The sequence below is a fragment of the Pseudonocardia acidicola genome (genome assembly GCF_012911935.1).
Lineage (GTDB): Bacteria > Actinomycetota > Actinomycetes > Mycobacteriales > Pseudonocardiaceae > Pseudonocardia > Pseudonocardia acidicola.
The window spans coordinates 50,379-63,644 of the sequence record NZ_JAAXLA010000029.1; the positions used below are offsets into that span (position 1 = coordinate 50,379).

10 protein-coding genes are annotated in these 13,266 nt (G+C 72.0%); 2 read left to right on the forward strand and 8 right to left on the reverse strand.

Annotated features, from left to right (window positions below; translation table 11 throughout):
* Nucleotides 1–10: 10 nt before the first annotated feature.
* The 5 genes from HF526_RS16850 to HF526_RS16870 form a co-directional block, all read right to left on the reverse strand.
* Nucleotides 11–1,933 carry a hypothetical protein gene (locus HF526_RS16850; protein WP_169382406.1) on the reverse strand — a complete coding sequence of 641 codons (1,923 nt, stop codon included), beginning with the start codon at nt 1,931–1,933 and terminating at the stop codon, nt 11–13.
* A 308-nt stretch (nt 1,934–2,241) separates the two neighbouring features.
* A complete protein-coding gene (mctP, locus tag HF526_RS16855) occupies nt 2,242–3,954 on the reverse strand; it encodes a monocarboxylate uptake permease MctP (protein WP_169382407.1) in 1,713 nt (570 codons plus the stop codon).
* Nucleotides 3,951–4,238, reverse strand: a complete 288-nt coding sequence (locus HF526_RS16860; protein WP_169382429.1) for a DUF3311 domain-containing protein — start codon at nt 4,236–4,238, stop codon at nt 3,951–3,953. The genes mctP and HF526_RS16860 overlap by 4 nt, the downstream gene beginning before the upstream one ends.
* A gap of 177 nt (nt 4,239–4,415) precedes the next feature.
* Nucleotides 4,416–6,251: a phosphoenolpyruvate carboxykinase (GTP) gene (locus HF526_RS16865; protein ID WP_169382408.1), complete on the reverse strand. Its 1,836-nt coding sequence runs from the start codon at nt 6,249–6,251 to the stop codon at nt 4,416–4,418.
* Nucleotides 6,252–6,721: 470 nt separating this feature from the next.
* Nucleotides 6,722–8,275 carry an MFS transporter gene (locus tag HF526_RS16870; protein WP_169382409.1) on the reverse strand — a complete coding sequence of 518 codons (1,554 nt, stop codon included), beginning with the start codon at nt 8,273–8,275 and terminating at the stop codon, nt 6,722–6,724.
* 142 nt (nt 8,276–8,417) lie between these two features.
* On the opposite strand from HF526_RS16870, the gene HF526_RS16875 reads away from it, so the two are divergent.
* Together HF526_RS16875 and HF526_RS16880 are read left to right on the forward strand one after the other, a co-directional pair.
* Nucleotides 8,418–8,957, forward strand: a complete 540-nt coding sequence (locus tag HF526_RS16875) for a TetR family transcriptional regulator (protein WP_169382410.1) — start codon at nt 8,418–8,420, stop codon at nt 8,955–8,957.
* A 432-nt stretch (nt 8,958–9,389) separates the two neighbouring features.
* Nucleotides 9,390–9,803: a hypothetical protein gene (locus HF526_RS16880; RefSeq protein WP_169382411.1), complete on the forward strand. Its 414-nt coding sequence runs from the start codon at nt 9,390–9,392 to the stop codon at nt 9,801–9,803.
* A 55-nt stretch (nt 9,804–9,858) separates the two neighbouring features.
* On the opposite strand, the gene HF526_RS16885 is transcribed toward HF526_RS16880, so the two are convergent.
* The 3 genes from HF526_RS16885 to HF526_RS16895 all read right to left on the reverse strand — a co-directional run bounded on the left by HF526_RS16885 (nt 9,859) and on the right by HF526_RS16895 (nt 13,233).
* Nucleotides 9,859–10,155, reverse strand: a complete 297-nt coding sequence (locus tag HF526_RS16885; RefSeq protein WP_169382412.1) for a hypothetical protein — start codon at nt 10,153–10,155, stop codon at nt 9,859–9,861.
* Nucleotides 10,156–10,279: 124 nt separating this feature from the next.
* Complete coding sequence (locus HF526_RS16890; protein ID WP_211177340.1) at nt 10,280–11,713, reverse strand: metallopeptidase TldD-related protein; 1,434 nt, start codon at nt 11,711–11,713, stop codon at nt 10,280–10,282.
* Nucleotides 11,710–13,233 carry a metallopeptidase TldD-related protein gene (locus HF526_RS16895; protein WP_169382413.1) on the reverse strand — a complete coding sequence of 508 codons (1,524 nt, stop codon included), beginning with the start codon at nt 13,231–13,233 and terminating at the stop codon, nt 11,710–11,712. The genes HF526_RS16890 and HF526_RS16895 overlap by 4 nt, the downstream gene beginning before the upstream one ends.
* Nucleotides 13,234–13,266: the final 33 nt, after the last annotated feature.

The following is a 13,266-nucleotide window of genomic DNA, read 5'->3' on the forward strand; positions in this document are numbered from 1 at the left end:
GCCGGCCGGCTCAGGCGCCCGCCTGCTCCACCGGCCCACGGTTGCCGGCCACGCCCACCGCCCGCGGCCCGCCTGCGGCGGCACCCGAGGGCAGCCGGACGACCCGCCCCGTCGTGTCCTGGGCGGGGGTGCGGCCCCGGATCACCAGGGCGGCGGCCCGCTGCAGCACGGTGAGCAAGGTCGGCCCGCCGGCGGGCGGGCGCGCCCCGGAGCCGACGACGGCGACCAGCCGCGGGGCGACCGCGGTCAGCAGCAACCGATCGACGCCGAGCTCGGCCGCGCCCAACACCATCACGACGTCGGCACTGTCGGCCGCGGGCAGGTCCTGCAGCAGCCGGTCCACCTCGACGAACCAGGCCAGTCCGAACCCACCGGAGCCGGTCTCGCTGGCCGCGGCCCAGGCGTCGGCCAGCCGTGGGGTCCTGGCCCGCAGCCGGTCGAGCAGCGCGGTGCAGCGCTCCTGGTCCTGCACCTCCCGGCGGGCGGCGAGCAGCGCCTCCACCGCGGCGGTGTACGCCGCCGCGTCCCGCTCACGCACGGCGTTGACGGCCCACTCGTGCTCGGGGGCGGTCATCTGCGCCGGGACCTGGCCGGCGAGCTCGGCGGCGAGCCGGTCGAGCCGCTGCTCGGCCTCGGCGACCGAGCCGTGCTCGGCGTAGTCGATGATCGCGGTCGCGATCTGCTCGGCGGTGGCGAGGTCGGGGACCGCGATCGGCGAGTTCGGGTGGATGAACAGGACGTCGTGACGCAGCGCGCCCACTGATCGCGCGGCGGCGCTGATCCCGGTCAGCCCGTCGGCGAGCTCGGCGAGCTCGTCGGCGTTGCGCGGGGCGGGGATCCCGACCTCCCGGCAGCCCGCGTCGATGCGGGTCAGCCGCTCGGCGAGATCCACGTGCTCGACCGTCAGCTGGATCTGCTCGGCGGTCTCGGGGATCGCACCCCCGATGCGGAGCTGGCTCAGCACCGGCTGCACGTCGCGCTGCACGCCGCTGCGGAAGTAGGACCGGGCGCGGCCGCCGGACTGCAGGAACCCGAGGTAGCGCCGCAGCAGCTCGCCCGCCTCCGCGGGCAGCGGCCCGACAACGGTGATCGGCGGGCTGTTGCGGGACCGGTCCGCCGCCGCGGTCGCCTGCGCGGTGTCCTCGAGCAGCCGCTCGAACGTGGCGCGGTGCCGGCTGTAGATGAGATCGGACAACAACGCCCAGGCCCACGACCGATTCTCCCGGGGACGCAGCGCCTCGAGCGACCGGTCGACACAGCGCGCGACCTGGGTGACCGCGGTCCGGCGCTCCGGCTCCAGGCCGGCCAGCAGACCGGGGATGAGGTCCGGCGCGCTGTTACCGCCCCGCGCCCGGCGCGCGCGCCGGCACAGCTCGCCGACCTGCTGGATCTCGGGGACCGCCTCCTGCGCGGGCAGCTGCTGCCCGCTCCGGGCCCGCCGCCCCGGGGTCGCGGTCGCCAGCAGGCGCCGCAGCTCACGCTGCTCGGCGGGGGAGAGCGGGGGCAGCACGTCCAGGCAGCGGTCGTACACCTCGGCCGGCAGCACGTCGCGCAGCGCGATCAGCTCGGCGCGGTCGGCGGCGGTCACCACGACGCGGCGGCCGTCGACGAGCAGTGCGGTGACCGCGGCGGCGACCGCCTCCGGCCCGAACTCGTCGAGCACCACGAGGTTGTTCTCACCCACGGCGGCGACGACGGAGGGCAGGTCGTCGGTGGGGCGGCGCGGCGGCGGCGGGCCGTCTGCGGCCGAAGCCGCCAACGCCTCGGCCAGCCTGCGCAGCCCCGCCGGCGGGGAGCCGGCCTCGATGCTCGTGCGGATCTGCTTCTGCGCTGCGGCGGTGGGCTCGTCCGGGCCGGCGCCGGCGAGCCGGTCCAGGAACGTCGTCAGATGCGCCTCGTCGTCGACATTGCTCGACGGTCCGACATCCAGCACTTCGGTCACCTCCGCCTGGCCGCCGCCGGGCCGGCGGTCACAGGTTGTATCGCGCAGAACCCCGAAATGTTCCACCCCAATGGTGTATATCCGCAACCGAGGGACGACCGACGGTGACTCTCAGCGGCGGAGGGAGCGCGGAAACGGGCGTTCATCACACCGCAGGGTGCCAAACGGCGGCTCACATGTCACTCGCCGGGTGAGATTGACCGCTCGACGTTTGAACGGCGCAGCACGTTTACCCTGGTCACAGCCCGGCTTAAGTCCAACCGTTACTCACCGTAAGATCTTTTTCGCAGGTCACCGGATCAGTCGCCGGCCGGCGCCGGGCTGCCGCCGCCGGCGACCACCCGGCCACCACCGTGCCCGGCGAGCGCACCGGCCACCGGGCGCAGCCGTGGCGAGCCCTCATCGGCGTGGTAGTCGGCCGGATCGGTCTGGTCGGTGCCGTTGAACACCTTCCGGTACCGCGCCAGGGCCGACACCACGACCGCGACGACGATGTTCACCGACAGTGCCACGAAACCGACGTAGATCTGCACCTGGGAGCCCGCGAACGGGTGCCAGCCCAGCAGCGTCAGCTCCTCCAGCCTGAGCGCGGAACCGCCGAAGTGCTGGCGGTTCACCGCCGGGTTCGGGATCAGGTAGAGCAGGTACAGCCCGTAGGCCATGCCGGCCATCCAGCCCGCGACCAGACCCCAGCGGTGCAGCCAGCGGGTGTAGAGCGCGATCGCCACCGCGGGCAGCGTCTGCAGGATGATCACGCCGCCGATGAGCTGCAGGTCGATGGAGAACTGCGGGTCGATGAACAGGATGAAGGCCACCGCACCAAACTTGACCACCAGCGAGGCCAGCTTGGCCTGCTTCGCCTCCTGCGCCGGGGTGGCGTCGCGCTTGAGGTACTCCTTGTAGATGTTGCGGGTCCACAGGTTGGCCGCCGCGATCGACATGATCGCCGCGGGGACCAGGGCGCCGATGCCGATCGCCGCGAACGCGATACCGGCGAACACCGAGCCGAACTGGTTGTCGAACAGCACCGGGACGATCGTGTTGGTGTCGGGTCGTCCGGTGGCGTTGTTGGTGATCGGCTTGACGTGCGCGGCGATGGCCACGTAGCCCAGCAACGCCAGCAGCCCGAGCAGCAGCGAGTAGGCCGGCAGCGCCATCATGTTGCGCTTGATGACGTTGCGGCCGCGGGAGGCCAGGATCCCGGTCACCGAGTGCGGGTAGAGGAACAGCGCGAGCGCGGAACCCAGCGCCAGCGTGACGTACTGCAACTGGTTGTTCGGCGTGAGCAGGATCGAGCCCTGCGGGGCACCGGTGGCGGGGCTGGGCTGGGCGAGCTTCTGCGAGGCGGCGCCGAAGACGGCCGACCAGCCGCCGAGCTTCGCCGGCAGGTAGACGACCGCCACCACGATCACCAGGTAGATCAGCAGATCCTTGACGAACGCGATCAGCGCGGGGGCGCGCAGCCCCGATTGGTAGGTGTAGACGGCCAGGATGACGAACGCGACCAGCAGCGGCAGATGCCCGCCGACCCCGGCCCCGTTCAGCCCCATCGTGCGCAGCACCGCCTCCAGCCCGGCGAGCTGCAGCGCGATGTAGGGCATCGTCGCGACGATCCCGGTGATCGCGACGAGGAACGCGAGCAGCGCGCTGCCGTAGCGGCCGCGGACGAAGTCGGCCGGGGTCACGTAGCCGTGCACCCGCGACACCGACCACAGTCGCAGCACCGGCAGGAACACCAGCGGATAGAGGATCACGGTGTACGGCAACGCGAAGAAGCCGGTCGCCCCGGCGCCGAACAGCAGCGCGGGCACTGCGACGAACGTATACGCCGTGTAGAGGTCACCACCGACGAGGAACCAGGTGACCCACGAACCGAACTTGCGCCCGCCCAGGCCCCACTCGTCGAGGTGGCCGAGGTCGCCGCCGCGCTGCCAGCGCGAGGCCAGGAAGCCCATCACGGTGACCACCACGAACAGCACCGCGAAGACCACGAGCTGGGTCCACTGGATCATCGCGCCGTCCTCTCGGCCGGATCGTCGACGTCGGGGCGGCCCGGGCCCGCGGGCGTCGTCGCCTCGTCGCGGGTCTTGAGGTGGACGATCGCCACGCAGATCACGCCGACCGGCACCCAGGCGAACTGCGACCAGTAGAAGAACGGCATTCCGAACAACTGCGGCTCGATCGAGTTGAACCACGGCGTGACGAGCATGAGAAATGGGACCAACAGGAGCAGGTTCCACCAGCTCCACTGCAGCCCGGAGCGCTCGTGCGGTGGCCGGGACGTCGTCGGTGACATCGGGTGGACCTCCCCCGTTCCGGTGGCCGGGCGGGAGGAATCGTAGATCACGGTCACCGACCGTGGGGCACTCCTGCGGTCACGAAACCCACGACCCGAACACGACGACGGCCCGCCGCGCGGGTGCGCGGCGGGCCGGTCGGATCGGGTGTGTCAGACCCCGTCAGGTCCTCGTGCTCAGGCGCCGAGACGCAGCTTCAGGGCCTCCAGCTCGTCGCGCATCGACGTCGGCAGCTTGTCGCCGATCTTGTCGAACCACTCCTCGATCAGCGGGATCTCGGCCTTCCACTCCTCGACGTCGACCCTCAGCGCCGCCTCGACGTCCTCGATCGGCGTGTCGAGGCCGTCGATGTCGATCGCGTCGGCGGTCGGGACGTAGCCGATGGCGGTCTCGGTGGCCGCCGCCTTGCCCTCGATCCGCTCGATGGCCCACTTGAGGACGCGGCTGTTCTCGCCGAAGCCCGGCCACAGGAAGCGGCCGTCCTCGCCACGGCGGAACCAGTTCACGTAGAAGATCTTCGGCAGCTTGTCGGCGTCCGCGCCCTTGCCGACGTTGATCCAGTGCTGGAAGTAGTCGGCGACGTTGTAGCCGATGAACGGCAGCATGGCCATCGGGTCGCGGCGGACCTGGCCGAGCCCACCGGTCGCGGCGGCGGTCTTCTCGCTGGACAGCGTGGCGCCCATGAAGGTGCCGTGCTGCCAGTCGCGGGACTCGGTGACCAGCGGGATGGTCTCCTTGCGGCGGCCGCCGAAGAAGATCGCCGAGATCGGCACGCCCTTCGGGTCATCCCACTCGGGCGCGAGCACCGGGCACTGCGCCATCGGGGTGCAGTAACGGGAGTTCGGGTGGCTGGACGGCTCGCCGGCCTCACCGTCGGCCGGGGTCCAGTCCTTGCCCTTCCACGAGGTGGCGTGGGCGGGCTCGTTCTCCATGCCCTCCCACCAGATGTCACCGTCGTCGGTCAGCGCGACGTTGGTGAACAGCGAGTTGCCCTTCTCGATGGTGCGCATCGCGTTCGGGTTGGTCTTCCAGTTGGTGCCCGGCGCGACACCGAAGAAGCCGTACTCCGGGTTGACCGCGTAGAGCCGGCCGTCTTCGCCGAAGCGCATCCAGGCGATGTCATCGCCCAGGGTCTCGACCTTCCAGCCCGGGATGGTCGGCTCGAGCATCGCGAGGTTGGTCTTGCCGCAGGCCGACGGGAACGCCGCGGCCACGTAGTACGTCTTGTCCTCGGGGCTGATCAGCTTGAGGATCAGCATGTGCTCGGCGAGCCAGCCCTCGTCGCGCGCCATCGCCGAGGCGATGCGCAGCGAGTAGCACTTCTTGCCCAGCAGGGCGTTGCCGCCGTAGCCGGAGCCGAAGCTCCAGATCAGCCGCTCCTCGGGGAAGTGGGTGATGTACTTGGTCTCGTTGCAGGGCCAGGGAACGTCCTTCTGACCCGGCTCGAGCGGGGCGCCGACGGAGTGCAGCGCGGGGACGAAGTCGTCCCCGTTCGGGCCGTCGAACAGCGGGAGCACCGAGGCACCCATGCGCGTCATGATCTTCATCGAGGCGACGACGTACTCGGAGTCGGTGATCTCGACACCGAGCATCGGCTTCTCGGCGGTGACCGGGCCCATGCAGAACGGGATGACGTACATCGTCCGGCCGCGCATGCACCCGCGGTACAGCCCGGTCATGATCGACTTCATCTCGGCCGGGTCCATCCAGTTGTTGGTGACCCCGGCGTCGGCCTCGTCGACCGAACAGATGAAGGTGCGCTCCTCGACCCGCGCGACGTCATTGGGGTCGGAGGCAGCCCAGAACGAGTTCGGTTTCTTCTCCTCGTCCAGCTTGACGAATGTCCCGGCCGCGACCAGCTGGGACGTCATGCGCTCCCACTCGGCGTCCGAACCGTCGCACCACACGATCCGGTCCGGCGTCGTCAGGTCTGCGACCTCGCGCACCCATGACAGCAGGCGAGCGTTGGTCGTGGGTGCGTCGTCGATCCCTGGCACGGTCGCTGCAGTCATCTCGTTTGTCTCCTAGCTGGCCGGGCCATCACCCGACCGCGGGAATGCTTGCGCCCATCCAAGCCGGGGGCCGGCCGGATGTGGCTGGGAAAGATGAGTCAAGAGGCTACCGGCGAGATACCCGTTTACCCACCGGCGGCAACTGTCGGCTCACTCACAAGACCGATCATGTAATCGATTCAGAAGCGTAAGGAGCAGCCCTTTTTCTCCTTGCGCCGGGACACAAGAGGAGGAGGTCACGAGTCCGCCGGGGCCCTCCGGCCCGCTTCCCGGAGACGTTCGGCACGGCGGCGGACGGACGAGTGCGCCGCCGGGCCGGGAGGTCGGTTGAGCGGGCGGACACCCTGGGGGAGGTTGGCGCCGCCGAGCAGGTTCGCCGTCAGATCGGCCAGGTGCCCTCGGCCTCCCCGGCCTCGATCATGAGGTCGCCGGGGATGTTCTCGGCCCCGCTGGGCCCGGCCGGCACCGGCTCACTGCGAGGGCGCGGGGTAGCGACGCAGCGTCAGCGCGGCCACGGTCGCGACGGCGATGAGCACGGCGGCGCCGAGCCAGGCGGTGAGGTCGACTCCGGCGGCGAAGGCCTCCTGCGCGGATGCGAGCAGGGCGGGACCCTCCGGGACGGGCAGCCCGGCCGCGGCGTCGACGGCGCCGCCCAGGGTCTCCCGTGCGGCGGCCGCGGCGGCGGGGTCGAGGACGGCCGGCACCTGCACCGACGAGCGGTAGGCGGCGGTGAGCGCGCTGCCGAGCACCGCGGTGCCGAGCACCGCGCCGATCTCGTAGGCCGTCTCCGACACCGCCGACGCCGAACCCGCGCGGTCGGCCGGGGCGGCGGCCATGATCGCGTCGTTGGTCAGCGTCTCGGACAGCCCGATCCCCGCGCCCACCAGTACGGACCCGGCGATCAGCAGCGCCGCCGCGGAGCCGGTGCCGAGCAGGGTGCACAGCAGGTACCCGGCCGCGGCCAGCAGCAGTCCGGTCGGGACCAGCGTGCGCAGCGGGAACCGGCGCGCCAGCCGGGCCGCGAGCAGGCCGGCCACCACGGTCGCGGCGAAACCGGGGAGCAGCAGCAACCCGGCGCGCATCGGGCTGTAGCCGAGCACCAGATCCAGGTACTGCGCGGAGAAGAACAGCAGGCCGGTGAACGCGAACATCGTCGTCGCGTTGGCCAGCGCGGACACGCGCAGCACCGGGGCGGCGAACAGGTCGACGTCGAGCACGGGTTCGCGGCCTGCCCGGGCCAGCGACCGGGCCCGCCGGACGAAGGCCACCCCGGCCAGCGCCGCGACCAGCAGCGCACCGAGCGCCGCGGGCGTCACGCCGCTCCCGGCGACCAGCTTGATCGCCAGCACCAGCGGCACCATCGCAAGCAGCGACAGCAGCACGCCGAGCGGGTCCAGCCGGCCCGGCCCGGTCATCCGCGACTCGGGCAGCAGCCGCGCGGCGAGCACCAGCAGCAGCACCATCACCGGCACGTTGACCAGGAACACCGAGCCCCACCAGAAGTGCTGCAGCAGCAGCCCGCCGACGATCGGCCCCAGCGCGGCCCCGGCGGCGAAGCCGGTGGCCCAGACGGCCAGCGCGGTCCGGCGCTGCTCGCGGTCGGTGAACAGCGTGCGCAGCAGCGCGAGCGTGCTCGGCATCAGCATGGCGCCGAAGAAGCCCAGCAGGGCGCGCGCGGCGACGAGCTGGGGGGCATCGGTGGCGAAAGCCGCGCCCAGCGACACGACACCGAACCCGCTCACGCCGATCATCAGCAGCTTCCGGCGGCCGATGCGGTCACCCAGGGTGCCCATCGTGACCAGCAGGCCGGCGAGCACCAGCGGGTAGATGTCGACCACCCACAGCAACTCGGTGCCGCCGGGCGCCAGCGCGGTGCTGATCGCGGGCAGCGCAAAGCTCAGGATCGTGTTGTCGATCGCGACGAGCAGGGTCGGCAGGAACAGGGCGATGAGCGCGAGCCACTCCCGGCGGCCGGCCCGGGTACGGGCCGGGTGTGCCGGGGTGCGCGGCAGCGTGGTGGTCATGCGGGGTCCTCGGGCGGCGCCTCGTGAGCGCGGGTCGGGGGAACAAGGGAAGCCGTAACTGTACCGTCCAGACGGTACAGTTCGCCTGGATGTTCCCAGGCCACCGCCCGGGCGGCGGGGTGAGATCCCCTACACTTCGGCCGTGTCGAGCGCCCGTGACCGCGTCCTGGACGCCTACGAGACGCTCCTGATCGAGCACGGCCCGGCGGCCGCCACCCTGGACGCCGTGGCCGCCGCGGCGGAGGTCTCCAAGGGCGGCCTGCTCTACCACTTCGCGTCGAAGGACGCGCTGGCCACGGGGCTGCTCGACCGGCTGCGCGAGCGCAGCGCCGCCGACGCCGAGGCGATGCGCGCCGCCCCTGGCGGCCCGATCGACTACTACCTGCGGACCTCCGCGCCCGGCGGTGGCTCTCCGGGCGGGCTCACCCGGACCTATCTGGCCGCGCTGCGGATCGCCGACGGGCGCCCCGGCGTGCACGACGCGCTCGCGGTCGTCGACGCCGACGGTCTGGCCGCGCTGCGCACCGAGATCGCCGACCCGGTGCTGTCCTGGCTGGTCCAGCTCGTCGGGGACGGGCTGTACCTGCGCACGCTCGTCGGGACCCCGCTGCCCGACGGGCTCGGGGTGGACGATCTACTGGAACGGCTGCGCGCCCTGCTCCCGGACATCGGATCCGGTTGATCCGCTCTGCGCGCCGCGCCGTGGCCGGCATGCTGCCGCGCGCGGGGCGCCGACGAGCTGGACGTGGCCGACGTGGCTCGGCAATCGCGTCGTCGAGACCGAGCTGTTCGGCCGGATCGGCGACCGCGACGGCGAGTCCGGAGCCTGCTCTCGCGCACCGGCCGCCGGCCCGTGACCGCACCCGAGCCGCTGCTCGGTGAGGTCCGCACCGCGATCACCTTCGAGTCGGCACCGGTGGACCCGCGGCTGCAGGCCGGCGGGGAGCGTCCATCCGGTCGTGTGCGGTGAGTGGTGCGGGGGCACCACTCACCGCGCACGGGCGCGAGAGCGCCCCGAACGACGGGTCATGCGATCGAGGCATAGCCGCCGGAGTGATCGGGTACCAGGCTGACGAAGAGTGTCCGAACGGCTACGCAACGCAGGAGGACCCTGATGACCACGGCCCAGTACCTCGTCTTCCTCGTGATCGCCGTCGGATTGACGATCGGGGTCGGGCGGGTGCTGTTCATGAGCGGCGAGCCGTTCCTGGAGGAGGTCTTCCAGAACAAGGACACGGCGCGCTCGCTGAACATGCTGCTGACCGTCCTGTTCCACCTGCTGACCCTGGGTGTACTCGCGATCATCTCGACGATCGACGTGCCGGTGGAGGGGCTCATCCAGACGATGGTCACCAAGTTCGGCGTGGTGCTGGTCGTCGTGGGCATCGCCTACGGGGTGTCGATGCTGGTGCTGCTGCGCATCCGCGAGCGCCGGCGCGCGGCCGCCATCTCCGCCGGGGTGCAGCAGCGGATCGCCGAGCAGAACCGCAAGCCCGCCACCGACCCGGTGCCGCCGAAGTCCATGTGACCCACCGCGACTCGCGGCGAGGGGCCGCCCGGCGACCGGAGTTCCGGCACGGTCCTCAACGGGCCGCGGGAGCCGCCCGCTGGGCGATCGCCGGCAGCAGGATCGGCAGCCGGTGCGCGGTGACGTTCCAGAACCGGAAGTCCGGCTCCCCGGCGCGCCAGGCGTCGGCGAGCCGGGCGGCGGCGTCCGGGTCGGCCTTGCGGCGCGGCCGGCGGCGCATCCTGCAGCGCTCCCGGATCTCCCGGTCCAGCGCCCGCCACGCCTCCTCCGCCGTGGCGTGCACGCTCACCGTGGGCGGGCCGTTCTCGTCGCCCACCACCAGGGTGTAAGCGCTGATCGCGTCGTACGACACGGCCCGACCCTCCTGCTCACATCATCCGGTCTCCGGTTCGCGGCGTCGTCGGCGCGTGCCCTGAACTCAACTGCATCGAGGGGACCGAGGTACGGATCTCCCTTCGGCGCGCCGCGGACCGCAGTCAGCGACCCAGCGACACCGAGGACATGTTGAAGTCGGGCACCCGCAGCGTCGGCATCGCGGCACGGGTGAACCAGTCCTTCCATTCCCGGGGCAGCGTGTGCTCGGTCGCACCGACCTGGGTGGTGCGGCGCAGCACGTCGAGCGGGGAGTAGTTGAACCGGAAGTTGTGGTCCACCTCGGCCACCACCTCGCCGTGCTCCACCAGGTACACGCCGTCCCGGGTCAACCCGGTGAGCAGCAGCGTCGCCGGGTTGACCTCGCGGATGTACCACAGGCAGGTCAGCAGCAGGCCGTGCTCGGTGCCGCCGACCATCTCGTCGACCGTCGCCGCGGATCCGCTGGGGCCGCCGGTGAGCAGCAGGTTGTCCCCGGCCGGGGTGAACGTGGTGCCGAACTCCGAGGCCTCGGCGCGGGAGTAGACCAGCTCGTTGATCGTGCCGTCGCGGACCCAGTCGACGCGGCGCATCGGCGCACCGTTGTCGAACACGCTGATCCCGTCACCCGAGGACGTGGTGACCAGGAACGGCTCGTACTCCAGCCCCGGCGCCGCCGGGTCACTGAACAGGGTGAGCGGCAGATCGGTGAGTCGCTCGCCGACGCGGGGGCCGTTCGGGCCGGCCAGCGCGTTGTGCCCCTCCTGCGCGGCGCGGCCCTCCATCGACCACGCCAGGTAGACCATCAGATCCGACACCGCGGACGGCGGCAGCAGCGTCTCGTAGCGGCCCGGCGCCAGCTCGACGCGACGCTTGCCCCAGTCTAGCCGGCGGCCGGCGTCGGCGGCGAGCGCCACCACGTCGACGTCGGTGAAGTCGCGGGTCGCGGCCCCGGCCCAGGCCGAGCCGCTGAGGTCGGGGGTCTTGACGTTCAGCTCCACCGAGCCGGTCGGCTGCACCCAGCGCCGGCGCACGCCCGCCGAGGTGCCCAGCCAGACCGTGGTCAGCGAGTGGCTCGCGAACCCGTACTGACGCAGGGTGCCGCCGAGCACATCGGACAGGCCGTGGGCGAGCTCGCCGAACACCTCGATCGAGGTCTCGGCGGCCGGGTCGGTCCAGGCCGGGTCGTCGGCGCCGGGCTCGGGCAGCGAGGCGGCGTCGCGCGCCGGGCCGGCGTCACGCGCGGCCCGCTCACTGGCAGCGACGAGCTCGTCGAGCTGCGCGGGGTCGGTGACGGCGACGCTCGAGCTCACCACCCCGGCCGCGGTTCCACCGTCCACAGTGACCAGTGAGATCACCGAGACCCGCCGTGACGTGGTGTGCCCGTTGGTGGTCATCGTCGAGTTCGCCCAGCGCAGCGCCGCCTCGCTGGTCTCGCTGACCACGACGACGCGCCCGGCGACGCCGGGACCCGACCCGGCGAGCACCCGCTCGACGATCTCCTGCGGCGCGAGCACGGCGCGCACCACGTCCGTGCTCGAGCCCGACGAGCGGCTCATCGGCCCTCCTGCTGGGTGTTGAGCACGTTGACCCCGCGGAACAGCGCCGGCGGGCAACCGTGACTGACCGGGGCGACCTGCCCGGGCTGGGCCTTGCCGCAGTTCATCGCACCGCCGAGCCGCCACGTCGACGGCCCGCCCACGGCCTCCATCGAACCCCAGAAGTCGGTGGTCGTGGCCTGGTAGGCGACGTCGCGCAGCTGCCCGGCCAGCGCGCCGTTCTCGATCCGGTAGAACCGCTGCCCGGTGAACTGGAAGTTGTAGCGCTGCATGTCGATCGACCACGACTTGTCACCGACGACGTAGATGCCGCGCTCGACGCCGGCGATCAGGTCGTCGGTGGAGCGGTCCACCGCCGGGTCGGGCTGCAACGATACGTTCGCCATCCGCTGGATCGGCACGTGGTGCGGGGAGTCGGCGAACGCGCAGCCGTTGGACCGGTCCAGGCCCAGCCGGGGCGCGAACGTGCGGTCGAGCTGATAGCCGACCAGGATGCCGTCGCGCACCAGGTCCCACTCGGTGGTGGCGACACCGTCGTCGTCGAAGCCGACAGTGGCCAGCCCGTGCGGGACGGTCCGGTCGCCGGTGACGTGCATGACGGGCGACCCGTAGCGCAGCGTGCCGAGCTGATCCGGGGTGGCGAAGCTGGTGCCCGCGTAGGCGGCCTCGTACCCGATCGCGCGGTCGTACTCGGTGGCGTGCCCCACCGACTCGTGGATGGTCAGCCACAGGTTGGTCGGGTCGATCACCAGGTCGTAGGCGCCCGCCTCGACCGAGGGGGCCTTCGTCTTCTCGGCCAGCAGCTCGGGGATCCGCGCCAGTTCGGCGTCCCAGTCCCAGCCGCCGGCGGCGCTGTTCCCGGTCAGGTACTCCCAGCCGCGGCCGACCGGCGGGGCCAGCGTGCGCATCGTCTCGAAACCGCCGGCCCCCCGGTCCACAGTGGTCGCCGTGACGGTCGGGGCGATCCGGACCCGCTGCTGGGTGGTCCGGGTACCGGTGAGATCGGCGTAGAACTTGTTCTCCCGGACCTGCGCGACCCCGGCCTGCACATGGTCGATGCCGTCGGACGCGAGCAGTCGCTGCGACCACTCGGTGAGCAGCTCGACCTTGTCCCGGGTGGGAACGGTGAACGGGTCGACGTCGTAGGCCGACACCCACACCGCATCGGCGTGCACCGGTTCTGCCGACCGCTCGACCCGCTCACGCGCAACGGGAGCCAGCGTCCGGGCGACGGCGACGGCACGCTCGGCGGTGGCCGCGGCCCGGTCCGGGGTCAGCTCGACGTGGGAGGCGAAACCCCAGACGCCGCCGACGACGACCCGGACCGCGAGCCCGACCGTCGTCGTGTCGGACACCCCGGTGACGCTCCCGTCCCGCAGGTTGATCGACTGGGACACGATGCGCTCGACGCGCAGGTCCGCATGCTCGGCGCCGAGCTCGCGCGCCCGGCTCAGCGCGGCGTCGGCGAGCGCCCCCAGCGGTAGGGCCCGGAACCCCGGGTCGATGTCGTCGATCGGCACCCGGCCAACCTATCCCGGCTCGGTGCCGAGGCC